This is a genomic window from Ureibacillus yapensis, assembly GCF_003515775.1.
Taxonomy (GTDB): Bacteria; Bacillota; Bacilli; order Bacillales_A; family Planococcaceae; genus Ureibacillus; species Ureibacillus yapensis.
This window is the reverse complement of record NZ_QWEI01000001.1, coordinates 727,118-752,325: the sequence shown is the minus strand read 5'-3', so window position 1 is coordinate 752,325 and position 25,208 is coordinate 727,118. Positions and strand designations below refer to the sequence as shown.

The window sequence follows — 25,208 nt, the reverse complement described above, 5'->3', positions numbered from 1 at the left end:
GATTTATGACGAAAATTATTATTGTAGACGATCACCAATTATTCCGCGAAGGGGTAAAGCGTATCCTGGACTTTGAAGATACATTTGAAGTGGTAGCTGAAGGCGACGACGGTTCAGATGTAGTAAGCATCTATCGTCAACATTTACCGGACGTTGTTTTAATGGATATTAATATGCCCGGCAAAAACGGCGTAGAAGCGACTGCTGAGTTGCTTGCGGAATTCCCTAGCGCAAAAGTGATTATGCTGTCGATTCATGATGATGAATCGTATGTCACGCATGCATTACGATCAGGGGCATTAGGCTATATGCTGAAAGAAATGGATGCAGAAGAAATCGTGGAAGCCATCAAAGTCGTGGCGAATGGCGGCTCTTACCTGCATCCAAAAGTAACGAAAAACTTGGTTGCGGAATTCCGCCGTTTAAGCGAGCACGAAAATAAAGGCAACTTCCACCAAACGGAAATTCGCCGTCCATTCCACTTGCTGACAAAACGTGAATGTGAAGTGCTTCAATTGCTGACAGATGGCCAATCCAACCGAACAATCGGGGAAACGTTGTTCATCTCCGAAAAAACGGTGAAAAACCACGTATCCAGCATCCTGCAAAAAATGAACGTAAACGACCGCACGCAAGCCGTTGTCACAGCAATCAAAAACGGCTGGGTTGAAGTGCGATAAAATCATCATCCATTTATCCAATTAACGAGTTTTCGTTGATTGGATTTTTTTGCTTTCCAGGTAACAGGAAACTAATTTTCCATACACAACGTCTTAAAAATGTGAAGCAAGAGTGATAAAAAATGCATACAATTTTGGACTTTTAATATGTAAATAGCCATAGTTTAGCATCTGTGCTACAATATGGGCGTTGGAGGGAAGATTTTATGAATAAATGGATAATGCTGGTGGCAGCGCTGTTTTTGCTATCGGCGTGTAATGATAAAGATGAAGCGAATACGAATGAACAGCAAGTGGCTTCTAATGAAAGTACGGTTGGTTTTGAAATAACGGGTGATGAAGTGGTAGAAGCACCAGATATCCCAAAAGAGGAACAAGCCGCAATCGTGGCCGCATTCAATGAATATATTGACTCATTTAATTCAAAAGACATCGATCGATATGTTGAAACCTTATCCAAACATCCCCAAGGTTTTAACGTTGAAGAAGATGTAGAAGCGGCAAAACAAGCGTTTGAACAATATGATATTGCAAGGTCAGCAACTGACGTGACCATCGTGAAATATGATGAAGAGGAAGCGCAAGTGTTTGCAAACTTGGATATCCACATGACAGAAATCGAAACAAATGCAGAACTAGCAAGCAGCGGCCGCCAAGTTACCGTCTTTGTCAAAGAAGATAACGATTGGAAAGTGACGAGTGTCTATTACATTGGCGATGAATCTGCACAATAAAAAACAAGTTGGAAATTGGTTGATTTTGTCTAACGAAAGTTTCAAACAAGGATGGGCGTTTCGTGTACAATAGTTTTTAACGTATACGAAGTGCTTTTTTTATGCGAATAAACGAGCGTGATTTTTAACATTTGAAGGCTAATCATTCTTGAAATTTGTTTTTTGAAATGATTGCGAGAATCAAGTTCACAGATGACTAGAACTAAAGTAAACTATGAATAACAGGGAGTGGAGTTTTATGAGTATTGCGGTCGTAACAGACAGTACAGCATATTTGAGGCGAGAGGAACGGGATCGGTACAACATTCGGATGATTCCGCTTAGCGTCATTTTCGAAGATGCCAGCTACGAAGAAGAAGTCGAAATTACCTCATCGGAATTTTACGATAAAGTGCGGGAAGCGAAGGTTTTTCCAAAAACAACGCAACCGGCCGTCGGTAAATTTGCCGAGTTGTTTGAAGAGCTATCAAAAGATTATGATGAAGTTATTTCCATTCATATATCCAGCGGCATGAGCGGCACATACCAGGGAGCCGTTCAGGCAGCCCAGATGGTGGAAGGAATTAAAGTATATACATTCGATAGCGAAATTTCCTGTGCCCCTCAAAGCTATTATGTGTTGAAAGCGGCCGAAATGGCCGAGCAAGGCGCAACGGCTGAGCAAATTTTAAGTACGCTGGAAGAAATGAAAAAATTGGTGAAAGCCTATTTCATTGTAGATGATTTATCGCACCTGCAACGAGGCGGCAGACTTTCCGCTGCAGCTGCTTTAGTAGGCGGTCTATTGCAAGTAAAGCCAATTCTCTGGGTTGAAAATAAAAAAATCGTCCCATTAGAAAAGATCCGCACAAAGAAAAAAGCATTGCGCAGAGTAGAAGAATTGCTGGCTCAGGACGTTCAAAGTGGCGATTCATATATCGCAACCGTGATCCATGCCAACTGTGAAGAAGATGGTCGCGCATGGATGAACCAACTGGCTGAAACCTACCCGAATGTGGAGTTTAATTTAAGTTATTTTGGACCTGTAGTGGGCACGCATTTAGGTGAAGGGGCTTTAGGGCTTAGTTGGGTAAAACAGATTTAGTTAGATATTGATGAAATGCAGTCTTTGCCATTTGGTGGGGACTGTTTTTTGTTTGATTGTGGTTTGTTACCGGACACAGATTTGATTTTACCGGACCGTTTTTGAAGAATACCGGACATTTAAATATCAAAAGGAATGAGTAAAAATGAAATTTAAATTAATAAGGTCAAACAAACGCTTCCTTTACAAAGGAATCATCGTTGAACCACAAGTTCGCGATTTTTTTACCGGTCGTATTTGGACGCGAAGCAATACGCCATTCCATCAAGAGAAAGTCAATGCTTACATTCAACAAAACTATTTCAATGTGAAATCGGGGATTACTAGCCAACCAAAGGGAATATTCCTGCGTCAATCATTCACATGCAATCGTTGTTATAACCAAATTCAACACGAGTTCGTGCAATACAATTGTGCCAAGTGTGAAAAAATTTGTGTGTATTGCCGGCATTGCATTAACATGGGGCGCGTGACGAGCTGTACGAATTTGATACTTTGGAACGGTCCGCTGCCACTCAAATACCAAAAGCATGTGTTGGATTGGGATGGTACCTATACACCCGCGCAAAAGCAGGCAGCCCAAGAGTTAACCGAGAGTATGAATAATAAACGCAGCCATCTGGTACATGCAGTCTGTGGCGCTGGAAAAACAGAAATCTTATTCCCCGCCGTTCTCCATGCTCTGAACAAAGGCTTGCGTGTATGTATCGCTACACCAAGAACAGATGTTGTGCTTGAACTGTTTCCTCGTTTTCAAAAAGTATTTCCCAATACAAACATCCACGCCTTATACGGCAATGCGCCAAAACAAGCCGGCTTTTCGCAGCTTGTCCTTTCAACAACGCATCAGCTTTTTCGATTCGAAAATGCGTTTGATGTGGAACTTGTAGATGAAGCCGATGCTTTCCCTTATACCATTGATCTGGCATTACAACAAGCCGTTCTGAAAGCAAAAAAAGAGGGGGCGCCCATTGCATTCGTGACCGCTACGCCCTCAACTCAAATTTTAAATACAGTGAAAAAAGAGAACTGGAGCTATTCGTTTATCCCCAAAAGATATCATAACCATCCTTTGCCGGTTCCTCGGTTTGAGGCGCTCTGGTCTTACGAAAAAGGCATCACCAGAGGGAAAATTCCTCTCAAACTAATCGAATGGACAGAAAAGAGACTATCCAATCGAGAACCTTTCTTGATTTTCTTTCCGACTATACAATTAATGCAAAAAGCGATCCCTCTGTTCCAGCGGATGAATGAAAAAATTCTAAGCGTGCATGCAGAAGATGAACACCGAAAAGAAAAGGTGATAAAACTGCGGAATGAAGAGATTCCCGGGTTGCTCACAACTACCATTCTCGAAAGGGGCATTACCATCAATAATGTACAAGTTGCCGTGGTAGGGGCAGAATCCAAAATTTTCACTTCCAGTGCCCTAATTCAAATTAGTGGCCGAGTCGGGCGAAACGTACAGTTTCCAGAAGGCGATATTGTGTTCTTTCACCATGGCATAACGGCCGAAATGGATGAAGCACGCAATGAAATACTTCGGCTGAATAAGGAGGGGTTCGGGAGTTGAAGAGGAATGAAGTTGAAAATTGTCTTCTTTGCAACTCTCCGATTGATGTGCCCGTAACCTGGAAAACGCTTTTAACGAATGAATTTCCGAGAACCATTTGTTTAGAATGCGAAGAAAAGTTTGAGATTTGCAAAACATCAAATGAAGAAGTCACTTCACTCTATAAATATAACGAACAAATGAAAGATTATCTGCACCGCTATAAATTTATGCATGATCTTTTATTGGCAAAAGTGTTCAGATATCAGCTACATTACCATTTAAAAAAGACAAAAGAACTCATCGTCCCGATCCCAATGCATGCGGAAAAACGAAAAGAACGGACATTTGCCCATGTTGACGAGTTGTTAAATGAAGCCGTAATCCCCTATACTCACCTTCTCGAAAAAATGACCACTGCAACACAGGCAAGCAAATCGCGTGAAGAAAGGCTCAACACACCGCAAATTTTTCAGTTAGAACAAGGGGTTATAGTACAACAGAAAGACATTCTTTTAGTTGATGATATTTATACAACGGGGACTACCATCAACCATGCCAAGCAATTGCTGTTGGATGCGGGAGCAAAATCCGTGAAGGCCTTCACCTTAATCAGAGGGTAAAGAAAATATAAAAAAAGCCGATAAAGAGAATAAGTAAAAAGTAATAGTTTTTAAGACAGGGGGAATCAGCATGGCTGAATTACGCAATTGCCCTAGTTGCGGAGAGTTTTTTAATTATACAGGTGTTCGGGATGTTTGCTATAATTGTGTTCAAAAAGAAGAAGAGTTGTACCAGATTGTTTACAAGTTTTTAAGAAAACGTGAAAATCGCGCGGCAACAGTTGAAAGAATAGTTGAAGCGACAGGTGTACAGGAAGAATTATTATATAAATGGGTACGTAAAAACCGTTTGCAGCCTGCCATGTTTCCTAATTTGGGCTATCCTTGCGACAACTGCGGCCGTCTGACAACGAAAGGGAAACTTTGCGATCAATGTGCAGATGAATTAAAATCTGATTTACGTACTTTTGAAGCGGCAAAGGAATTCAGAGCGAACATAGCAAAAAGTGAAAGAGGAACATATTTATCTGAAAGAAATAAGTAAATAGTTGTGCTCACAATAGTGCTAAAAATCCTTGTTCACCGTTGCGTTAATAGGAAAAAGCATGGATTGTGAGTTTTTTCATTTATAAAGGTTAATAATTATTAGATATAACCGAAAATAATAGTATAGATTAAAGTTGAAGGAGGAATCGTTGTGAAAATCACGTCTTATGGTGTAAATTCAGTCAACCCATATAACAAAGCGCAAAATAATGTAAAAGCAGCCGAGAAGAAGGCTGCCGTGTCTTCAGATAAAATCGAAATTTCATCCGCTGCCAAAGAAATGTCTGTCTCTTCTACGTACACCGCAGAACGTGCACAAAAAATTCAGCAACTGAAAGAACAAATTCAATCCGGAGAATACAAAGTAAATGCCAATAAAGTGGCAGAGGATTTGCTAAAATTCTATCGTTATTAAACAGCAAAGGAGCTCGAAACCATGTCTGTCCAACTCATCATCGCCAATCTAGAAAAGCTTGAAAAAATGCATAAAAGTTTACTCGAGCTAGCTTACAAGAAAACGGAGCTTGTGAAGAAGGGCAACATGGAAGAGCTTGATGAAATGCTGAAAAACGAGCAGTCCCATGTAGCAGCAATCGAACTACTCGAGAAACAGCGCCAGCAAATGGTAACGGATTACCTCCGAGCAAAAGGAATTGCTCTTGCTGGCACACCAACTGTCGCTGATGTAATTAATGCTGCTGATGTGATAGAAGAACGGGAAACGTTAGAAAAAGTAAGAACTAGTTTACTTTCAACAATAAACGAAGTGAAACAGCAAAACGCCTTAAACCAGAAGTTGGTGTACCAATCGTTGCAGGTTGTCAATGCAACATTAAACATACTGCAGCCGCAATCAGAGGAAATTAATTACTCTGGCAATGCGGTGCGGAGAGATTATACAGCAGCTAAAAAATCTCTATTTGATTCGCAAGCATAGCGCAGTTCAAATCTGCGCTCATACATACATATTAAAGGAGGAGACACTATGCGCTCCACATTTATGGGATTGGAAGCAAGCAAGCGCGGCCTTTTTACGCAACAAAGCGCTTTATATACAACGGGACATAATATTTCGAATGCCAACACAGAAGGCTATTCGCGCCAACGGGTAAATATGCAACCTACTTTGCCATATCCGGGAGTAGGATTGAATAACGATACAAATGCCGGCTATATTGGAACAGGTGTTGAAGCCGGCTCTGTTCAACGCATTCGTGATAGCTTTATTGACAAGCAATATCGCCAGGAAGCAACAAAATTGGGTTATTGGGAAGCACGTTCGCAGTCCATCACGGAAATGGAAGATATCTTGACAGAACCATCTGATTATGGACTAGCTCAATCGCTCAATGATTTTTATAATTCGCTACAAGATTTAAACGTCAACCCTGAAGACGGCGGGGCGCGCGCAGTCGTGGTACAACGGGGGATTGCGGTGGCAGATTCATTTCACTATATGCACAATAGCATCCAACAAATAAAAGAAAATGCCGCATCCGAAATCGGCATCCTTTTGCGTGACGCTAACTCGATTCTAGAACAAATTGCTGGCATCAATGCTCAAATCCAAGCTGTAGAACCGAATGGCTATTTGCCGAATGATCTGTATGATGCACGTGATAATTTAATTGATAAACTATCAACCTACTTCCCTGTAGAAACGACAAAAGTGCAATCTGGTGGTAATGCTTTGGCTAATGCTGAAGGGTCTTTGACAGTTTCGTTGAAGTTGAATGGCGTTCAATCTATCACACTAGTGGAAGGCAAAAACTTTGCAAAACTTAGTAATAGGGGAACAAATACAGAGACTCCAACAGGAATGGTTACAGGTCTGGGTGGTGTAGATAGCAGTGGTGATAGTATAAATGCAGATATTAATATTTTTAATAGTTTAGGGAAATTTAAATCCCTAGTTGATTCATATGGCTATAAAAGTAATGTGACTACTCCAGCCTCTGAAAAAGGGCTTTTCCCGGATATGTTGAAGAAGCTGGATACTTTGGCTAAAGAATTTGCAGATGCATTTAACAGTATTCATAAAAAGGGAACAGATTTGAAAGGGGTAACTGGTAAAGAGTTCTTTGTTAGTAATGATACTAGTTCTCCTATCACAGGAGGGAATATCTATGTTTCGCAAACTATCCTAAATGATGCTAGTTTAATTGCTGCTTCAGATTCTTTAGAGACAACACCTATTCCAACTCCAGAGCCAGGAAATGGCAAAAACGCACTAGCGCTTGCTAATATAAAATTCAAGAATCTAAATGATCAAAATGGCGGAGGAAACCTAGGCGGTGTCAGCGTCCAAACCTATTTCGAAGGGCTGATCGGCCAGCTTGGGGTAGATGGACAACAAGCGGAACGTTTGAAATATAACTCTGAAACGCTAAAGCAAGCTGTAACAGAAAAACGAGCTTCCGTAAGTTCAGTTTCCTTAGATGAAGAAATGACCAATATGATTACTTTCCAACAAGCATATAACGCAAATGCGCGTATGATTTCCGTTATTGATGAAACGTTGGATAAAATTATTAACGGCATGGGCCGTGTTGGGTTATAGGAGGGATAAAACATGCGCGTAACACAATCAATGCTTTCCAATAACTTGCTTCGCAACTTGTCGAACAGTTATGCAAAGTTGGGAAAAGTGCAAGAGCAGATTAATACAGGCAAAAAAGTAACTCGTCCTTCCGATGACCCAGTCGTGGCCATGAAAGGAATCGCGTTGCGTACACAGTTAAATAATGTGGAACAATATTCGCGGAATATCGGTGAAGCCCACAATTGGCTGGATACGACGGATGATACACTTGATAAAGTCAACTCTGCCTTGCAGCGTGCCAATGAATTAATGGTGCAAGCATCGAGTGATACTTATACGGCAACTGATCGAAATAGTATAAATAGTGAGTTGCAACAATTAAGGGCTCATATTCAGGATTTAGCCAATACACAAATTGGTGAGCGGTATATTTTTAGTGGGACAAAAACCACTACTGCTCCTTTTGCAGATGGTAAATTTGCAGCAGTTGACGAAGCATTTGAAAAACCGATTGAAATTGAAGTTTTCGATGGGATTTCAATGAAAATTAATACTACACCAATTAAATTATTCAATGAGATTGACCAGATGTTTAAAGATATTGATGGATCAATAAATTCTTCAAGTGGAGAGCAGTTATCTAAGCACATCTCAACCATTCAAGACAGAATGAATAAATTAACTAATACACGTGCGGACATTGGAGCGCGGCAAAACCGGGTAGAGTTAATGGATTCGCGTCTTCAATCTCAAGAAATAATCGCCACAAAACGGATGTCGGAGAATGAGGACGTCGATTATGAAAAAGCGATTGTGCAAATGACAACGCAAGAATCCATACATCGTGCGGCCCTTTCAGTAGGAGCGAGCATTATACAACCAACTTTAGTAGACTTTTTAAGATAATGTGGAGCGTTTGGAAATTTATTTCCAAACGCTTTCTTTAAAGGGGAGAGAACAGGTGGACATCCCAAAACTTCAACTACAAACAACAAGAGGTCAAATCGGACTAACGATTCAACAACCTCAGCAACTTATTCAACAACCGAAAGCAGAACTCGACTTGCAGCAACCGCAAGCGAAAATGACAATCAATACAACGCAGTCATTGCTTTCAATTGATACAACCGAAGCACGAGCGGATCTTGACTTAAAGAGCTCTCGCAGAAGAACAGTAGAAGTAGCCGATTATAGTATCCAAGAAGCCTTAAATGGACTTGCCCGGGTATCGCAAGAGGGTGATAATTTAATGAAGATTGAAAATGGCGGGAACCCGATTGTAGAGCATGCAAAAAGAAGAGGCAGACAGCCCTATACGAGCATAAATATTAAATTCATCCCTTCTCAAGGAAATGTAAAGATTGATTTTCAACCTGCTGAAGTGGAGATTAATGTAGAACCGCAAAAAGTAATTAATAATACAAAGATTAATAAACCGATACATCAATATACACCTGGGAAAGTAAGTGTTGATTTGATTCAACAGCCTTCCCTTAAAATTGATTGGCTAATCTAACAATAAGGAGCGTTAAAAATGAACATTAAAACAGCCTATATGGGCGAAATTAGCATTAATCCTTCCCATATTCTTTCATTTGAACACGGCATTCCAGGATTTGAAGATGAAAAAAGCTTTATAATGCTTCCGGTTGAAGAAAACAGTATCTTTCAAGTTTTGCAATCAGTGAAAACAGAAGGTCTGGCATTTATCATTACAAGTCCATATGCCGTAATAGCAAATTACAATTTTAATTTAGATGAGGCAACAGTGCATGCCTTGGAAATTAAAGATGAAAAAGAAGTTGCGGTATTCGGAATAGTATCGTTAAAAGACAAACTTGAAAATTCAACTATCAACCTTAAAGCGCCGGTTGTCTTAAACACTGTCAACAACAAAGCCAAGCAAGTCATAGTAGATAATGACCGCTATGAAATTCGTCATAAACTTTCTTTAGAAAGTGAAATGGGGTGAGCTAATGCTAGTATTATCTAGAAAACCTGGAGAAACCATTTGGATTGGTGAAGATGTAGAGATTGTCATTTCAGAAGTGAAAGGTGATCAAGTAAAAATAGGCATCCGTGCACCTAGAAGTGTAGAAGTCATTCGCGGTGAACTAAGGGAGGATGTATCTGCATCAAATAGTGAAGCTATACTTAAAAACTTGGATCTAATAAAAAATCAAAAAAATAATATCTAAATTTCTAAAAACCTATTAAAAAATCCGATGTCGTTCCGATACTAATAATGTAAGTAAGGAAGAAAGAGATCGGCCGGCTCGCTACCCTTGCTAATACACCAAATCCAAAATGTTCACAAGGACGTGAACAGTATATTCCAAGGAGGAAACTAAAATGAGAATTAATCATAATATCGCAGCTCTTAACACTTATCGTCAGTTGAATAGTGCTTCTACAGCTCAATCAAAATCAATGGAAAAATTATCTTCAGGTCTTCGTATTAACCGTGCAGGGGATGATGCTGCCGGTCTAGCAATCTCTGAAAAAATGCGTGGGCAAATTCGTGGGCTTGATATGGCTTCAAAGAATGCTCAAGATGGCGTGAGCATGATTCAAACAGCCGAAGGAGCTTTAAATGAAACTCACGACATCCTTCAACGTATGCGTGAATTAGCAGTTCAAGCTTCAAATGATACCAATACGGATACAGATAGAGGAGAAATACAAAAAGAAATTAATCAGTTGACTTCTGAAATAGATAGAATTGGTAACACTACAGAATTCAATACGAAGAAACTATTAAATGGGTCTCAGTCACAAAGCGTTACATTGGCTACGGGTAACACAAAAGTTACAAAGGCAGAAGTACTGAATGATACAGCCGTAGGCACATATTCATTAAAAGTAGAAAATAAAGCCATAGAAGCGGCAAATTTATCTGGTGGTGGTACAGGACTAACATCAGCGGATTTAGCATTAGGTGGAGCTTCCATTGATGTAAATCAAGCATATCAAATTAAAGTTGTAGATGGTGCGACAGGTGGAAAGTATGATATTACACTTACGAAAGCTGATGGGACTGTACTTGATACACTTACTGACCAAGATGTAACTACTGCAGATTTCAAGTTAAATAGTGGTGGCGCTAATGAAATTACCGTAACAAAAGGTAAGATTACTGGTGAAGGAACAACTAATTTTGATGTAGGTATCACTGCAAAGTACACATTAACAAATACAACTACTAATGAAGCTACTGTTGCAACAAAAACGTCTACAGATGGTCTAGTTGATGTAGGTGCCTTCCAATTAACAGTTGATAAAACTCTAACTAATGCTACAGATAATGCAGCTTTCAAAGTGAGTGGTGAAGCAGTACAATTACAAATTGGTGCCAATGAAGACCAATCAATGAGAGTTGCAATACGTGATATGAGAGCACAGAATTTAGGTGTTGATAGTATCGATGTATCATCTTATTCAAATGCAAAATCCGCAGTAACAACTATTCAGAATGCAATTGAATCAGTTTCAGCAGAACGTTCTAAACTAGGCGCATATCAAAATCGCTTAGAACATACTATCAACAACTTGGGAACATCTTCAGAAAACTTAACTGCTGCTGAGTCTCGTGTACGTGACGTTGATATGGCAAAAGAAATGATGGCACAAACTAAGAATTCTATTCTTTCTCAAGCAGCACAAGCTATGCTTGCTCAAGCAAATCAACAACCACAAGGAGTTCTACAACTTCTTCGTTAATTTTATATTATTTGAAAGGGACTCTAGTCTTACTAGGGTCTCTTTTTTACTGTTCTGATATATTAGGTTGAAAGAATTTCTTATTAATAAAAGGAGGATTTGAATGACTATTTTAAATTGTGATGTAGGATTGAGAGACTTGTTATTAGAATATAAAGTGTATGATTCATGGCAGTTTGTAACTAATAGCATAAAGAACTTAGAGACTGCCGAATATTGTTCGGATTTAATAAGAAGGCTACTAGATGCAATGGATGAAGAACAGGAACAAACGAATGAAGAGATGTGGAAAAAGCTAAAAAAAGAAGGACAGTACAGTTTTAATATTGAGGACTTTCCAAAAGGGAAGGTAGATATATTAGGAAAAAGTGTAAGCCATTACTTTTTACTTGATAAATACATTAAAGATTTTTTTCAGTATTTGAGAAATTCCTTAGATTCTTTAGCACAATTTATTAATCTTACTTTGTTAGCAGAAAATCCAATGGATATTGAGCGTGTTGATTTTCCCCGTGTATTAACTAGTTTAAAAAAACAATCAAATTATGTAGCAGTAAAAACGGAAATGGAATTTATTAAAAGTTCTGTGGAATATGCATACATTAGTGAATTTAATAATAAAGTTAAACACATTTCTGATGCTAAATTAGTTGTTTCTAGAAGTATATTGGATAATTCAGGAAAAAACCTAATTAGTAGTTTTGTAAAAAAAGGTGAACCATTTAAAGAGCAGGAAATAAATACAATAGTAGCCCAGACATATTCATTTATTGAAAGTCATTTGGACTTATTGATAGGAAACGTTAAAAATGAGATAAGTAATTTGGCTATGAGAGATAGAAGATATTATCAAATTAAATTTGAAGGACAACGTATAAATGGTGATGCTCAAAATACATTTACCAATATTTTTATAGAATGTGCTGATATTGATAAGTTGGCTGATGAAATAGGGATTCTTTTTGTAAATGATGTAGATAAAGATAATATACGTGTTATGAACTGCGAATACGATGAAATCTTTGTAAAGGATGAAGGAGGAAAATATGTAGGAAAATATAAAGCATTAGAATCTTATGATGAATATATCGACTTACTTCAATATAGAAGGTATAAAAAGGAAACTTTTAATTCCCCTTGTGCATTTGTTATCCATGATATAAAAGTTAATAGCATTAAGCCATTCTTTATGAGTGGTACTATAAAACAAATTGGTTTTGACGACGCTTCTTTTTAATTATTAATTATTGGAGTGGTTAAATGGAAAAGAAGGTTATCAGGAAAATTCAAATTAGTTATGATAATCAGAGCTTTAGGGATTTTTCTCTAATAAATGGTGAAATAAAGGAATTCGACCATGCCTTTTCTAATCCTTGGGAAATTAGTATTGAAACTAGGGATGAGATGAGTGTTGATAAGAAAGCGGACATTCGCTTTCTAATTGAGGGTAATCGTTACTTTGAAGCATCAGTTTTTGTTTCGATTGATAACATCAATGAAAATTCAGGTATAAGAGATTACACCTTAAAGGGAATTAGCGATATATTACCTTGCCAGTCCAGTCATTTAACTAAATGGTATTAAAAAAATAAATAAGCATATATCATAAAATTGAGCATTCATGCACATATGTTCATCAAATACTATCTCTCTCTCTTCGGAGGGAAGTCCTTTTTTAATTGAAGGAGGAGAAAAGATAATGTATTTAGACTGGTTTGTTGGAACAATGAAAAAGACATTTAACATTGAAGTTAAAAGAGAGGATGTAGGCTATGAAGCCCATGATTTCTATCATGAAGAAATAGATGATTTGCTCATCCCAGCCGAACACTTAGAAAAGCTGCCTAACCCATTGCTTATAGAAACACTTTCCTATGTAGATGATAAAGGGTACGAGTGGATTGCTGGTTATGTACTGAGGAGGAAGCGAGTGAGAAGCTTTACGAAGTATGGATAAAGAATGGGGAACAAATTGCTTACGAAATTTATGTTGACTAAATGGGATTCACGACATTTCTTACTGCAATCTTACGACAAAACTAAAAGGAATAAAATCATATTTTGCAGAATGTATGAGTGACAAAGAAATGGAATGGTTGTAACCGTCAAGTAGTTTTGAACACTTTTTGCTCATTAAGAATGAACATTTTTGATTAATTGAAAATCTTTTGTTGATGTTCTAATCTATGGCTTTCGTTGTTCATATGAATGGCCTCAACACGGTGTAACAGACGATCCAGTATGGCCGTCATCATTCCTTGATTGCCTACAAGTTCTGTCCATTCTTCTGGGCTTCGATTTGATGTTAAAATTAATGAACTCTGTTCATATAATTGGTGAATTAATTGGAAGAACACAGTTGCTTCACATTGATCCATTGTCATATACATGACATCATCAATAATAATTAAGTCCGAAGCACGCAGCCGCATTAATTGAATCTTTGATTTGCGTGTGAACTCTTCCGTTTTTAACAGCTGAATTAATTCACCCATTGTAACGAAATACACTTGAAACCCTTTTTGAATCGCTTCAATCCCTAAGCCTACGGCTAATAAAGTTTTACCTGCCCCAGGTGGCCCGAGTAAGATTAAGTTATAGGCTTGCTCTAGCCACTGATACTCACGTAAATGATTTAATTGTCGCTCTATGATGGCTGTTTGCTCGTCTAAAGAAACTGAAGTTGTTGAACGTACGAAAAGTGGAAGAAAAAAGACTACTGCTAAGGGTAGATATCCTATTGGGATTCCCTAGTCGATTCTGGTTTTATTGTCGTTTGCCTTGGTCGAAGAATCAACAATAGCTAGTGATATTTTCATGTAGGTAACTTTAAATTTAAGTATCGAGTATTGTCTCGATTCGTGAGATATTAAGGTATTTTGGTGACTGCCATTATAACGAATTTGGGGAGGTGTCCCATTTTTATCGGTTTGAATCCTTTGCTGAAGGAGTTGTATTATAGATAACTGCTTTAATAAAATAATATCAATCGGTTTATTAGTTGTTGTTTTTCTTAATTATTATTGAAAATAAGAGAATTTGCGCCGATATAATAAACAATAACTGATATCTTATAGGAGGAGAGCTTTATGAGGATTCATTCGCAAATGCAAATAGATACTTCAAGTACTCCAACAACACTTCAAAAGAGTGATAGTTTATCAAAAGAGATAAATGCCGCTCAAACTCATCAATTCGAACAAAAACTACCTAAAATAGAAATCTCTTCAAATATCGTGGACAAGCTAAATGAATTTTTGGAAGTTCATAATAAAAATTTAAAATTCGTTTACCATGAGGGCTTGGAAGAATATTACGTAGAAATCGTTGACTCACAAACTGATGAGGTCATCAAGGAAATTCCATCTAAAGAATTACTAGATGCATATTATCAAATGCAAAAAATTATTGGAAATATCGTAGATGCAAAGGCTTAAGGAGGTAGTAATAGAATGGCTAATGTTTCAGGTAATTATTCATATTTACAAACGGCAAATAGTCGTATTACCGGATTAGCGTCTGGAATGGATACAGAATCCATGGTTGAAAAATTAATGAAGGCTGAAAGTGCCCAAATGGAAAAGTTGCAACAACAAAAACAAAAGTATGAGTGGAAAAGAGATGCGTATAGGGATGTAAATAAAAAATTGTCCACATTTAGTGACAATCTTTTCGATAAATTTGCACTACAAAGAGACTTTTCCTCTAAAACAGTCTCTGTTTCGGATTCAAGCAAATTATCTGTTACTGCAGGAGCAAGTGCAACAGGTACACTTAGTATTGAAAAGGTTGATCGGTTGGCTACATCCGCATCAAAAAGTGTAAGTTTAACTTTAGAACAATTTGGATTTACAGGTGGCACTGGTAGTTTGGCTTCATTTAAAGTGGACGGCGTAGATGTTACGGTTTCATACAGTAAAACAGATACGCTAGATCAACTAGTTGGTAAACTGCAAAAAATCACAGGGTTAGAAAAGGCTGTAATAAAAGACGGCGTTATTTCCTTAGGAACGGATAAAGTAGAGGTTGGAAGTGCGACAAACTTCTTTAAAAAGTTAGGATTTGATTTAGGTGCTAATCCTACTTCTACTACAAAAGTGCCAAGTAAAAGTGATATAACACTTAAATCATTTGGGTTAACCAGTGATGGCACCGTAATGGTAAAAATTCTTCAATCTGATGGAACATTAAAAGAAACAACTATAGACTATAAATCAACAGATACTCTCGACTCTTTTTTGAAAAACTTAAATAATTCTGGAGCAGGGCTGACTGTTTTATCCTCTAAAGGAGCAATATCAATTACAGCCAATGCAACAGGTAGTATAGCAGGTGGAGCGATTCAAGTTTCACAAGATTCCCAAGGATTATTCCAAAAACTTGGCTTTTTAACTAGCACAACTGGAATGATAAAAGATGGTGCCAATGCTGAATATACAGTTAATGGTTTGGCTATGGAAAGCACATCAAATACCTTTAGTATTTCAGGTTATAGCATTACACTAAAAGAAAAGTTTGATAGTACTTTGACTACACCTATCACGATTTCTTCTTCTATAGATGTTGATGCAATGGTTGATAAAGTAAAAGATTTTATCACCACATATAATGAATTAATCCAATCATTAAATGACAAAGTTTCTGAAACGAAATACCGAGATTTTAAACCTTTAACAGATGCACAAAGAACTGAAATGACGGATGATCAAATTACGAAATGGGAAGAAAAAGCAAAGTCAGGTATCCTTCGTAGTGACTCTACTGTCAAAAATGCGCTTTCCAATTTACGTGAAACGCTTTATCAATCAGTTGAGGGTGTGGATGAAAAATATAATGCCCTCTATAAAATTGGGATTACCACAACAAGCACGTATAATGATGGCGGTAAAATTAGAATTAGTGATGAAGATGCACTTAGAGAAGCATTAACAAAAGATCCAGATAGTGTTATTAAACTATTTACACTTAATGATACAAGTGATAATAAAGATACAGATGCAAATCACGATGGGAATCCGAAAACGGGAATGGGTATAATTGCACAATTGCGTAAAGTTGCTGATAATGCTGTCAAAGCTATCGAAGTCACTGCTGGAAAATCAACTTCTACCGAAAATGCCTATACTTTAGGCAAACAGTTGATTAATATCAACAAAAGCATCGATGATTGGAAAGATCGCTTAAAAGATATTGAGAACCGGTATTGGAGACAATTTTCAGCCATGGAAGATGCAATTCAAAGAGCGAATTCTCAAGCATCTTACTTTATGTAGAAAATGTAATATTATATAAAAGGAGTTAATCATAGATGCCAACACAAACTGCATACAATGCGTACCAACAAAATAGTGTTACAACCGCTTCACCTGGTGAATTGACATTAATGCTCTATAATGGTTGTCTTAAATTTTTACATCAAAGTAAAAAAGCAATTGTAGAAAAAAACATCGAGGGGAAAAATACTAATATTCAAAAAGCGCAAGCGATTATTTCTGAACTCATGTCTACATTGAATATGGATATCGCCCTCTCGCAGCAAATGTTTTCATTGTATGACTTTATGAAAAATCGTCTAACTGAAGCCAATATCAAAAATGATATTTCGATTATTGACGAGGTTGAAGGATATGTCGTTGAATTTCGCGACACTTGGAGAGAAGTCATTCGTATAAATCGTCAAAAACAATTTTCAGGTAATCAAGTATAATGGAACCCATCCAAGAATTACTTGAAATTTCCGAAAAGCTTTTAACACATTTAACGATTATTCCTACTGACAAAGACAATGAGCGTGATGCCTTTATCCAAAAAATGAATGAACTACTCAATGCACGAGGAGCAATTATTGATCAATTGAAAGATTTGAAACCTAACCCAATACATAGCCACCCGCTAAAAAGTGAGCTCATACAACTTGATCAAGGTATTCGTGAACAATTACAAAAAGCGAAAATGACTATTGCCGATGACTTGAAACAACTACAAATTACTAAGAAATCTGAACAACGATATATAAATCCATATGCTGCTGTTCAAGTGATGGATGGTACCTATTACGATAAGAAAAAATAGTACTTAATTCACTTGCATGCTCAAAGGAGTTACTTATTCCGCCTTTTTAACAATAAAAAGTACAACATAACTAAGATCGTTGAGTTGTACTTTTTCATTTTAAGCCTGTTACCATTATCAATTATTTATTTGCACTAAAATTATTAGAAATGATTCCATCTGGATTTGTTCGCCAATGTGCATTGACAACTGTTCCATCGGCACGTACATAAGAATCAACCAGCGTTACACCCGGGAACTTTGGACATTGGTAAATTTTCGATTGACTTAAAGGGTCATTTCCAAAATATCCGTCTTGATATCCTGTAAACTGGTTATTAGTTGAGTAGTTAAAATCCACTACATCATCGTAAAAACTATCACTCGTCAATGAATCATTATGGTGATCAACATTTAGTTCTCCTCCATTAAGTCCATTAAATAAATCGTACATAAACAATTCCTCCTATACCGTTAGTAGTTTTTGGTCATTTAACAATTGATTAATCGCTAAGATTTCTTGATCGTTTTCGTTCGTCTTGTTATTATTTTTTTCTATCTGTTCGCGTACAGCTCTTTCTTGCTCTGAGATTCGGTCATTGAAGTATACCAATGACTGGTCAAAAACATGTTCTGCACTTTTCTCAATATACTCACAAACTTCATCTATAAATTGAAATTGGACTTGTACTAGTTTTTCACTTATATCAGATTTCATTTGTGGTTTTAAATTATCAAGTTGCTTCTTCTGCATTTTCTTTTGAAGATAAGGAAGACCAACCATCCCTAGAATTGGCAATAGAATTGGACCTCCTAAAAAAAGCAATAAAGTGCTTGCACCACCCACAAGTAAACCGGATGTCAACAGTGGGTCTGGTTGTTTTTCCGACTCTAAACTAACTTCCTTAGCACTAGCTACTTGATAATGACTTCTCATAGAGTGAATTGATACTTTTTCTTTAAATAATTGTTCTAGTATTTCTGCTAGGGCTAATTCTAACTTACTAATTAATTCATGAATATGGGGAGTATAGCGCTCAATCCACATCTTCATTTTTCGTTTGATTAAATTAGGGATTTCTTTCTCGAAAAATAGTTGGATTTGAGTACCACTATAAACTTCGATTCGATCATGAATTTCTTCTTCAAGATCGTTAAAAAACGTTTTAATTGATAATTTAGCCATTTGTTTGAATTCAATTACGCGTTCATCTTTATAGGCTTTTAAATTATCTAAAAAAACTATTTGCTCTTCTCGCCAATTTCTAAGTTGTTCTTGGTATTGTTCTAACTGTTCTATGGATTGTTCCAACATAAACTTTTGTTGCTCTAACAATGTATAAAATTCTTCTTGAATGAATAAAAGCCGAAGTTCATAACGTTTTTTCTTTTCTAAAATTCGAGTACCAGAATTGCATAATTGAACCATTCTTTCTTTCACAGGAGGCATTCCTGAGATTTCATACAATTCTTCATCATTTTCAACAATGGCATCCGCTGCTTCGAGCGCTGAGAAGGGAAAAACAACTACTTCTTCAAGATTTGTTCCATATTTAATTTGGCGTTGTATTTTATCAAGAATAGCGTCAATTTCTGCCTCGTCGACTTCATCAGCAAAATTTGCAATAAAGATAATTCTATTCAACCCATTTGCTAATAATGTATTTGAAATAAAATCATATTCCGTTCTACGGAGCGGGGTACGGCAATCTAATAGGAAAAATACAACATCTGCTCGTGGGATATATTGATAAGTAATATCTGACCGTAATTCATTGATATCATTTAGTCCTGGTGTATCCACTAACACAATGCGATCTTTTAAAAATTCAATTGGTTGCTCCACTGTAATATGGTTAATTTGATCCGCATTTACAATTTCCTTTGCAATAAACTGTCTCAATACATCTGGATTTGCATCAGTATATTGCGTACCATCTAAATAATTAACGGTAACTTTTTCCTGTTCTCCATAGTGAATTAAGTTAATTGTTGAAGTCGTTGGTGTAATTCCAGTTGGTAGGATAGGTTGTTCAATTAATGCATTCAAAAATGAAGATTTCCCTGTACTAAATTCGCCAACTACGATAAACGAATAATAATCATCCTCAATGTCAGCAGCTAAAATTTGTAGTTTATCAGAAACGGAAACCATTTTATATTGCTCCGCAAGCTGCTTAAAACGATTGATTTCAATTAGTAGGTTATCTCGGAACAGGGATTCGTTCATCTGCTTTCACCTCATTGGTTGTAGTTAAATAATGGTCAAAATCTTTATCTAAATTGTGTATTAACGATTCACAAACTTGACGTTTGATATCTAAAGCTTTTATTTTTTGTTGCACTTCACCAGCTTCTAAGTTTTGATTTTTAATAAGCATTTGAGAACGAGTACGCTCTTGTGCAATTTTAGCTTGTACTACTTTTTTATATTCTTCTTTTGTATCCTTGTTTAATTGTTTTAGATACTTATCTAATTCCTTCGTTTGCTTGGATACGTTTCCTTTATACCGGCTTTTCACTTGCGTTTTTAAACGGCCGTACATTGATTGATTGTCTTCTTTTTGTGTAACGTACGAGTAGGTTGCTCCGGCTATCCCTGCACCAACAAGACCCCAACCAGCTAAACCACCAGTAAATAAAAGTGTTAATCCACCTAAAACAACTGCCCCAGCACTTGCATTTTCAACAGTTTTTCTTACTTGCGTTTCTCTTCGCACAATTGTTTCTCCCCATTGATCGTTATGGGTGGAGAGACCTATTACATTTTGAGTTAAATTTCCTAACTGATCATTCAATTGACGATCTTCATCGCTAATAATGCCATTAATCATGCTTTGAATTTTTTTCGACAACTGTTCGGCAATCTGTGTTTCAATTTTCCCAGTTGCCAGGTCAATATCAGATTTAACAACTTCTGGGTCTTTTTGAAGAGAAATACCATCTTGCATGGTTTGTTCGGCAATATTCGCAACATTACTTAATTCATTAGAATACCATCTAGAAATTGCTTCTGATTCAAGTGACATCTTTAATTCAATTCGTTTCGTCGTTTGATTAAGGTCATTTTCAACTTTTTTCAATTGCTTTTCAATTTCAACAACGCGTGTTCCGATATCCGAAATATTGTGATTCAAGGAATTTCGTTCAAACAAAATATGGTTATCTATTACCGACTCAAGTAAACGAACTGCTCGATCGATGGGTTTACGCAATTTCTGAGTCCCACTCTCCGTAGACAAAAAGTTCATTAACTGTTGTTCAAACTCCAACATTCCAGAATCTTCAATCGTTAATTCTCGTTCTTGTTTTCTTTGGGCACGGCGGCTAAGAGGTTTTTCTTCGTTAACCCCTTTCAACTGTTTATAGTGGTTTAAGGCATGCAATGCGGACACAAAATAGATTTTGGGAGATTCAATTTCTTTTGGTAAGTGATCGATTACAATTTGTTGTATTTCGGCAAACTCTTCTTTGGAGCGAATTAAATCTTTAAAGTTAATCACAAAAAAGATTTTTTTGATATCCGCATCTAAAATCCTTTGTAAAAATGCCTTCTCACTTGCAGAAAAAATCTTTGTAGCATTCAATATGAAAATTGCAGCATCACTTTTTGGGATATATTCATGTGTAATTTGGACGCGTCTTTCATCCATATCATTTGTTCCCGGACTATCAATCAATACAATATTATTCTTACAGATGGGCGAGGGGTAACCAATTTCCAGATGTGTTGCTTTTCCAAATTGGTCACGAATCTTTTGTAAAATTTGAGGAGCTTTTCCTTCGACTTTATGTTTGTCCTCGGCAACAAAATCTAAAAATTCTTGCCTCGTTAGATTTTGTGTTTTTCCATTATCATAATGTACTTCATATGTCGGTGCTTTTCTGTAATAGATTTTATTAATTAGCGCTGTTGTTGGTACATTAGAAGAAGGGAGGAGTTCTTCTTGCAACAAAGCATTTAAAAAAGTAGACTTCCCATTTGAAAATTCGCCTGCTATGATAATTTCAAATTGTTCACGACTCAATGTCATGCGCATCAAATGTAAATCTTGTGCAATTTTTTCAATCCCTAGGTCACTGACAAATTTTTCAGCTAGCTCTAACGACTTTAAAGTTTTAGATTTTGTTTCTTCGAATTGTTGTAAATAATTCATCAGTATTCACTCCACTCATAGTCTTCATAAGTAACAACCTTACCGTTATTGCTTATCCATGCATCGTATCCAATACGATACCAACCAGTCTCAGAAGAAATTTCATAGACCTCTACAATTGTGCCTTTTTTTAAAATCCCCTGACTTTCTGCCTCAGTATGATCATTTTGACGAACATGTAAATCTACTAAAACCTCAGCCAAACCAATAACTGATTCTCCTGTAGGAAACGCTTCGTAATACTTAGTAAATGTACTATAATCTGGATCTTCACTTACCCACCCCTGAGTCCCGATACGATACCAGCCTGTGGAATTTGAAACTTCATAAACATTTACTATAGTGCCTTTAGGTAAAATCCCTAATAGATTTGATTCTTGATAATCCAATTCACGAACATTTAAAGCATTTGTATCAACTGTTAAAGTACCAATTGGTTCGCCATATTCTTCTGGTACAAAGCTCCAATCGATATCTAAGAATTTATCTACTTCTATCCACGCATTTGTACCAATACTCGCCCATTTGCTTGTTGGTAATTGATAAATATCAACATTTGAGATATTCTCTAAATAACCAATAACGGCACTTTCTCTATTATTTTCTGCAAAAACAGGAATGAAAGAAGAAGTAGTGTCTTCCGTCCTTATAATCGGCTCATAGTTTATATTTGTACTTAAATTATTATGTAACGACCATTGATCCAGTGTAATGGACTGTTCATCATAGAAAACCCAGGCATTTTCACCAATTTTCAACCAACCATTTTCAGTAAACGCTGACACTAAATATTCTGTGTCTCCAAGATAGCCTAGTTTTGATGATTCATCATTTGCTCGTTCATAGACTAAAATTTCCTCATTGTTTATATTATCTTTCGGATAAATCGTAGCCATACCAGCTGTATCATATTGAATATATTCTTGTAGATTAGCTATAAATAAGTGTTCAACATCTTCTTTTTTCACCCAATAATCTTCTTGAATTTCATAATATAAATCAGTTTCTGAAAATACACCCCAAGATGTATATGGCGATAAAAGATAGTTTGTATCTTCATAGCCCCTAGCAGGACTTTGATAAATTGGTATTTCCCCATTATCTATATCAATATAGCCAATATACTCTCGGCCATCTCCAGGAAGTTGTTCTAAAGCTTGATATACTTCTTCAGGTACTTCGTCATATATTTCGTGATATACTTCGTCATTTGAAACTTCATAGTAATCGTCTACAGGATTTTCATTTGATAATACATCCTTACCGGCAGAGGCGAAATTACTAATTGGATTTTTCAAAAGGATAAAAGCAGAAGCCACTAATGCAATGGCAGAAGCACCAACTAATGGTCGAATATTATGAATAAAATATATTGGAACTTCATCTAGTAGTTTTAACTCGTTTGGAATTTCAACTTGAATCTTGATATCGATTTCATGGGAATCCTTTTTAGGCGAGCTATTGATTTCTTCATTTAAAGAAGCAATTTCTTTTTCAACTAGTTGCTCTTGTTTAAGGTGTGGTAATTCATTTGCAAATGCCGCGATTATTGATGCATTATGAACATATTGGTTAACTTGAATCATACTTTGTTGTAAATCGAGCAAAAAATCCCATTTCCTTAATTGATCTTCTAATAATTTCTTAGATAGTAGATTAGCATCTTTTAACTTTGCGTTTTCAGATTCTATTTTCTTCAGGATAGTTGATTCATTTTCAATTAAAAGGTTACGGTAATATTCGGTGATTTTCTCTATTATGTAATTTTTCTTATTCAGAAGATGAGCATGGATTTTGTTTATATTCTTAATTTGCTTATTTAACTCTTTTTCTGTATTCAACAATTCACGTTGTTGGAATCGGTATTTCACTAGAACAATTTTAGGAGTGGATAATAGTTTAGAAAATCCAATCTTCTCTCCAAATTCATTTAAAATATTATGTTCGTATTCCATAGTATCCAGTTTTAACCTTTTGGAAGCTTTTAATAAATCATTATATGATTCATTAAAAGCTTTCCATTCTTCAAGTTCTGGAATTGCCTCTACTAGATTTATAAAATCTTCCTTTTTTGCCCAATCATTTAAATATACCGTTTTAGAAAAGTTTGATTGTATTTTTTGGTTATTATCTTTCATTTGACTTTCTTCCTCGGTCAAACGCTTCTTAATAATTCCATTTTCTTTCTTTACATCTTGTAAATCATTTTTGATTTGTTGAATACTATTTAAATATTTATCAGAAACGATAAATTCTTCCAATGATTCATTTAACTGACTCCAAAATTTCATAAAGCTTTGCTCAAATCTCTTTTTCTTCAAAGAGTGCTTATCAGTTTTTACTTCTTCTATAATGCTTAATAACTGTGGAAAGCCACTTAAGTCCAACAATTCTAAATCATTGTTATTATATGCATCTTGAGCTTCAATTGCAGAAACACCAATTAGTTTTCTTACTCGTCCACTTAGTTTTTCAAATTCATAATTTAAATAGGGCTTAATGTCATCATCATTCGATTCGTCAATCATATTTACGACACCAATTGGATGTAATCCGTCATCTTTAAGATCTTTTAGAACATTAATTTCTGATTGTTTTCCTACATTCCTATATTTAAATATCCACAAACTATCATCCGCTTCTTTATATGCTTCGAAAGCTTGAATATCATGATGGGCAAAAGGGGAATTTAATCCTGGTGTATCAATCAAGACAATATTTTTCAAGATTGGATTAGGTATATAGAGATTGATATGATGGATTTTTTCCCTAAGTTGTTTTCCTTCTCTATCTCTTTCCGAAGTAAGCCTCGTTAACTGGTCAACAGTTAGTTGCTCGATTATTCCGGTTTCATAAACCACTTCTATATATGTATCTTTTTCACCAAAACGTAAATAGGTTGCAATGGCGGTCGTAGGAACCGCTCCACTTACAAGTACTTTATCGCGTAATAATGTATTAATTAATGTCGATTTCCCAGATTTAAACTCTCCCATAACAAGTAGTCGGACCGGATCATGCCAATGTACTAGTAATCGTTCTAAAGAAGAAACTAACTTACTAAAGCTCTCTTCTTCTCGCAAAGAATTTAGCATGGAGTTCATTACTTTATCAAAACTCATCGTGTAGCCTCACCTTACAAAAATCTATTATTTTAGTCGGATCATTTACTTTTAAGTTATTACCGATTTGGTAGTTTCTTTGTTCTTTTATACTTTTCTTTTTATTAGGTATTTAGATAGATTTAACAAACTTAATTATAATGGTTATTTGGTACATTTGTATACCAAATAATTCAAATAAAATGTATATAAAGACTTTGGTTTGGGGAAGAGGCACAAAAAGCAATTGAGAGAATTGACCAAGCCATTGCAAAGGCTTCCTCCTTACGTTATATATGGTGGTGCTTATCAAAATGAACTTGAATATGTATTGGAATATGCTATAAACCACGAAGTAAACTTAGTCTCCGCAGAATGCCATATTCGCGATACGTTTATGCATATGCTTTTTAAGCAGTGAATGTACAGTCGCCCTAGTTAGTAAGGACTAGTGATGATGAACGGGTGGATTGCTGGA

Annotated in this window: 25 protein-coding genes and 1 pseudogene; 21 read left to right on the top strand and 5 right to left on the bottom strand. The window is 36.2% G+C overall.

The window, feature by feature from the left end; all coding sequences use genetic code 11:
* Nucleotides 1-5: 5 nt before the first annotated feature.
* The 17 genes from D1B33_RS03615 to D1B33_RS03535 all read left to right on the top strand — a co-directional run bounded on the left by D1B33_RS03615 (nt 6) and on the right by D1B33_RS03535 (nt 13,378).
* Nucleotides 6-680, top strand: a complete 675-nt coding sequence (locus tag D1B33_RS03615) for a response regulator transcription factor (protein ID WP_118874956.1) — start codon at nt 6-8, stop codon at nt 678-680.
* Nucleotides 681-886: 206 nt separating this feature from the next.
* Nucleotides 887-1,414 (top strand): nuclear transport factor 2 family protein, encoded by a 528-nt coding sequence (locus D1B33_RS03610; RefSeq protein ID WP_118874955.1) that lies wholly within the window; start codon nt 887-889, stop codon nt 1,412-1,414.
* Between the two features lie 238 nt (nt 1,415-1,652).
* Complete coding sequence (locus tag D1B33_RS03605) at nt 1,653-2,498, top strand: DegV family protein (RefSeq protein ID WP_118874954.1); 846 nt, start codon at nt 1,653-1,655, stop codon at nt 2,496-2,498.
* A gap of 145 nt (nt 2,499-2,643) precedes the next feature.
* Complete coding sequence (locus D1B33_RS03600) at nt 2,644-4,071, top strand: ATP-dependent helicase ComFA (protein WP_118874953.1); 1,428 nt, start codon at nt 2,644-2,646, stop codon at nt 4,069-4,071.
* The gene (locus D1B33_RS03595) at nt 4,068-4,673 is read left to right on the top strand and encodes a ComF family protein (RefSeq protein WP_118874952.1); all 606 of its coding nucleotides are present in this window, start codon (nt 4,068-4,070) and stop codon (nt 4,671-4,673) included. Before D1B33_RS03600 ends, D1B33_RS03595 begins: the two co-directional genes overlap by 4 nt.
* 70 nt (nt 4,674-4,743) lie before the next feature.
* Nucleotides 4,744-5,157 carry a TIGR03826 family flagellar region protein gene (locus D1B33_RS03590; RefSeq protein WP_118874951.1) on the top strand — a complete coding sequence of 138 codons (414 nt, stop codon included), beginning with the start codon at nt 4,744-4,746 and terminating at the stop codon, nt 5,155-5,157.
* 153 nt (nt 5,158-5,310) lie between these two features.
* Entirely contained in the window at nt 5,311-5,574 is a 264-nt protein-coding gene (gene flgM / locus D1B33_RS03585) for a flagellar biosynthesis anti-sigma factor FlgM (RefSeq protein WP_118874950.1), read from the top strand.
* A 21-nt stretch (nt 5,575-5,595) separates the two neighbouring features.
* Nucleotides 5,596-6,096: a flagellar protein FlgN gene (locus D1B33_RS03580; RefSeq protein ID WP_118874949.1), complete on the top strand. Its 501-nt coding sequence runs from the start codon at nt 5,596-5,598 to the stop codon at nt 6,094-6,096.
* 48 nt (nt 6,097-6,144) lie between these two features.
* The gene (gene flgK, locus D1B33_RS03575) at nt 6,145-7,719 is read left to right on the top strand and encodes a flagellar hook-associated protein FlgK (RefSeq protein ID WP_118874948.1); all 1,575 of its coding nucleotides are present in this window, start codon (nt 6,145-6,147) and stop codon (nt 7,717-7,719) included.
* A gap of 12 nt (nt 7,720-7,731) precedes the next feature.
* Nucleotides 7,732-8,607 carry a flagellar hook-associated protein FlgL gene (gene flgL / locus D1B33_RS03570; RefSeq protein ID WP_118874947.1) on the top strand — a complete coding sequence of 292 codons (876 nt, stop codon included), beginning with the start codon at nt 7,732-7,734 and terminating at the stop codon, nt 8,605-8,607.
* A gap of 55 nt (nt 8,608-8,662) precedes the next feature.
* Complete coding sequence (locus D1B33_RS03565) at nt 8,663-9,217, top strand: DUF6470 family protein (RefSeq protein WP_118874946.1); 555 nt, start codon at nt 8,663-8,665, stop codon at nt 9,215-9,217.
* 18 nt (nt 9,218-9,235) lie between these two features.
* Entirely contained in the window at nt 9,236-9,673 is a 438-nt protein-coding gene (gene fliW, locus D1B33_RS03560) for a flagellar assembly protein FliW (RefSeq protein WP_118874945.1), read from the top strand.
* A 4-nt stretch (nt 9,674-9,677) separates the two neighbouring features.
* Nucleotides 9,678-9,899 (top strand): carbon storage regulator CsrA, encoded by a 222-nt coding sequence (gene csrA / locus D1B33_RS03555; RefSeq protein ID WP_118874944.1) that lies wholly within the window; start codon nt 9,678-9,680, stop codon nt 9,897-9,899.
* A gap of 154 nt (nt 9,900-10,053) precedes the next feature.
* Nucleotides 10,054-11,421, top strand: coding sequence for a flagellin N-terminal helical domain-containing protein (locus tag D1B33_RS03550; RefSeq protein WP_118874943.1), 1,368 nt, complete (start codon nt 10,054-10,056; stop codon nt 11,419-11,421).
* 103 nt (nt 11,422-11,524) lie between these two features.
* The gene (locus D1B33_RS03545) at nt 11,525-12,658 is read left to right on the top strand and encodes a hypothetical protein (RefSeq protein WP_118874942.1); all 1,134 of its coding nucleotides are present in this window, start codon (nt 11,525-11,527) and stop codon (nt 12,656-12,658) included.
* 23 nt (nt 12,659-12,681) lie between these two features.
* Nucleotides 12,682-13,005, top strand: coding sequence for a hypothetical protein (locus tag D1B33_RS03540; protein ID WP_118874941.1), 324 nt, complete (start codon nt 12,682-12,684; stop codon nt 13,003-13,005).
* A 115-nt stretch (nt 13,006-13,120) separates the two neighbouring features.
* A complete protein-coding gene (locus D1B33_RS03535; RefSeq protein ID WP_233549371.1) occupies nt 13,121-13,378 on the top strand; it encodes a hypothetical protein in 258 nt (85 codons plus the stop codon).
* A 196-nt stretch (nt 13,379-13,574) separates the two neighbouring features.
* Here the strand turns inward: D1B33_RS03535 and D1B33_RS03530 are convergent.
* Nucleotides 13,575-14,093, bottom strand: a pseudogene (locus D1B33_RS03530) (ATP-binding protein); the annotation flags it as partial.
* Nucleotides 14,094-14,510: 417 nt separating this feature from the next.
* Here D1B33_RS03530 and D1B33_RS03525 point away from each other — a divergent pair.
* From D1B33_RS03525 to fliT, 4 genes are read left to right on the top strand one after another with little or no spacing between them, the layout of a single operon-like run.
* Nucleotides 14,511-14,858, top strand: coding sequence for a flagellar protein FlaG (locus D1B33_RS03525; RefSeq protein ID WP_118874939.1), 348 nt, complete (start codon nt 14,511-14,513; stop codon nt 14,856-14,858).
* A gap of 15 nt (nt 14,859-14,873) precedes the next feature.
* Nucleotides 14,874-16,694, top strand: coding sequence for a flagellar filament capping protein FliD (gene fliD / locus D1B33_RS03520; RefSeq protein WP_118874938.1), 1,821 nt, complete (start codon nt 14,874-14,876; stop codon nt 16,692-16,694).
* A gap of 35 nt (nt 16,695-16,729) precedes the next feature.
* Nucleotides 16,730-17,128 (top strand): flagellar export chaperone FliS, encoded by a 399-nt coding sequence (gene fliS, locus D1B33_RS03515; RefSeq protein WP_118874937.1) that lies wholly within the window; start codon nt 16,730-16,732, stop codon nt 17,126-17,128.
* Nucleotides 17,128-17,493: a flagellar protein FliT gene (gene fliT / locus D1B33_RS03510; RefSeq protein ID WP_118874936.1), complete on the top strand. Its 366-nt coding sequence runs from the start codon at nt 17,128-17,130 to the stop codon at nt 17,491-17,493. Before fliS ends, fliT begins: the two co-directional genes overlap by 1 nt.
* Before the next feature lie 121 nt (nt 17,494-17,614).
* Here the strand turns inward: fliT and D1B33_RS03505 are convergent, their stop codons facing one another.
* From D1B33_RS03505 to D1B33_RS03490, 4 genes are read right to left on the bottom strand one after another with little or no spacing between them, the layout of a single operon-like run.
* On the bottom strand, nt 17,615-17,932 hold the full coding sequence (locus D1B33_RS03505; protein ID WP_158582906.1) for a hypothetical protein: 318 nt from the start codon (nt 17,930-17,932) through the stop codon (nt 17,615-17,617).
* A 6-nt stretch (nt 17,933-17,938) separates the two neighbouring features.
* The gene (locus D1B33_RS03500; RefSeq protein WP_118874934.1) at nt 17,939-19,702 is read right to left on the bottom strand and encodes a dynamin family protein; all 1,764 of its coding nucleotides are present in this window, start codon (nt 19,700-19,702) and stop codon (nt 17,939-17,941) included.
* A complete protein-coding gene (locus D1B33_RS03495) occupies nt 19,677-21,629 on the bottom strand; it encodes a dynamin family protein (protein ID WP_118874933.1) in 1,953 nt (650 codons plus the stop codon). Before D1B33_RS03495 ends, D1B33_RS03500 begins: the two co-directional genes overlap by 26 nt.
* On the bottom strand, nt 21,629-24,751 hold the full coding sequence (locus D1B33_RS03490; protein WP_118874932.1) for a dynamin family protein: 3,123 nt from the start codon (nt 24,749-24,751) through the stop codon (nt 21,629-21,631). Before D1B33_RS03490 ends, D1B33_RS03495 begins: the two co-directional genes overlap by 1 nt.
* Nucleotides 24,752-25,208: the final 457 nt, after the last annotated feature.

Coding starts and splice junctions, on each gene's coding strand:
- D1B33_RS03615 (WP_118874956.1), top strand. CDS start 6: ATGACGAAAATTATTATTGTAGACGATCACCAATTATTCCGCGAAGGG.
- D1B33_RS03610 (WP_118874955.1), top strand. CDS start 887: ATGAATAAATGGATAATGCTGGTGGCAGCGCTGTTTTTGCTATCGGCG.
- D1B33_RS03605 (WP_118874954.1), top strand. CDS start 1,653: ATGAGTATTGCGGTCGTAACAGACAGTACAGCATATTTGAGGCGAGAG.
- D1B33_RS03600 (WP_118874953.1), top strand. CDS start 2,644: ATGAAATTTAAATTAATAAGGTCAAACAAACGCTTCCTTTACAAAGGA.
- D1B33_RS03590 (WP_118874951.1), top strand. CDS start 4,744: ATGGCTGAATTACGCAATTGCCCTAGTTGCGGAGAGTTTTTTAATTAT.
- D1B33_RS03580 (WP_118874949.1), top strand. CDS start 5,596: ATGTCTGTCCAACTCATCATCGCCAATCTAGAAAAGCTTGAAAAAATG.
- flgK (WP_118874948.1), top strand. CDS start 6,145: ATGCGCTCCACATTTATGGGATTGGAAGCAAGCAAGCGCGGCCTTTTT.
- flgL (WP_118874947.1), top strand. CDS start 7,732: ATGCGCGTAACACAATCAATGCTTTCCAATAACTTGCTTCGCAACTTG.
- fliW (WP_118874945.1), top strand. CDS start 9,236: ATGAACATTAAAACAGCCTATATGGGCGAAATTAGCATTAATCCTTCC.
- csrA (WP_118874944.1), top strand. CDS start 9,678: ATGCTAGTATTATCTAGAAAACCTGGAGAAACCATTTGGATTGGTGAA.
- D1B33_RS03550 (WP_118874943.1), top strand. CDS start 10,054: ATGAGAATTAATCATAATATCGCAGCTCTTAACACTTATCGTCAGTTG.
- D1B33_RS03545 (WP_118874942.1), top strand. CDS start 11,525: ATGACTATTTTAAATTGTGATGTAGGATTGAGAGACTTGTTATTAGAA.
- D1B33_RS03540 (WP_118874941.1), top strand. CDS start 12,682: ATGGAAAAGAAGGTTATCAGGAAAATTCAAATTAGTTATGATAATCAG.
- D1B33_RS03535 (WP_233549371.1), top strand. CDS start 13,121: ATGTATTTAGACTGGTTTGTTGGAACAATGAAAAAGACATTTAACATT.
- D1B33_RS03525 (WP_118874939.1), top strand. CDS start 14,511: ATGAGGATTCATTCGCAAATGCAAATAGATACTTCAAGTACTCCAACA.
- fliD (WP_118874938.1), top strand. CDS start 14,874: ATGGCTAATGTTTCAGGTAATTATTCATATTTACAAACGGCAAATAGT.
- fliS (WP_118874937.1), top strand. CDS start 16,730: ATGCCAACACAAACTGCATACAATGCGTACCAACAAAATAGTGTTACA.
- fliT (WP_118874936.1), top strand. CDS start 17,128: ATGGAACCCATCCAAGAATTACTTGAAATTTCCGAAAAGCTTTTAACA.
- D1B33_RS03500 (WP_118874934.1), bottom strand. CDS start 19,702: ATGAACGAATCCCTGTTCCGAGATAACCTACTAATTGAAATCAATCGT.
- D1B33_RS03495 (WP_118874933.1), bottom strand. CDS start 21,629: ATGAATTATTTACAACAATTCGAAGAAACAAAATCTAAAACTTTAAAG.
- D1B33_RS03490 (WP_118874932.1), bottom strand. CDS start 24,751: ATGAGTTTTGATAAAGTAATGAACTCCATGCTAAATTCTTTGCGAGAA.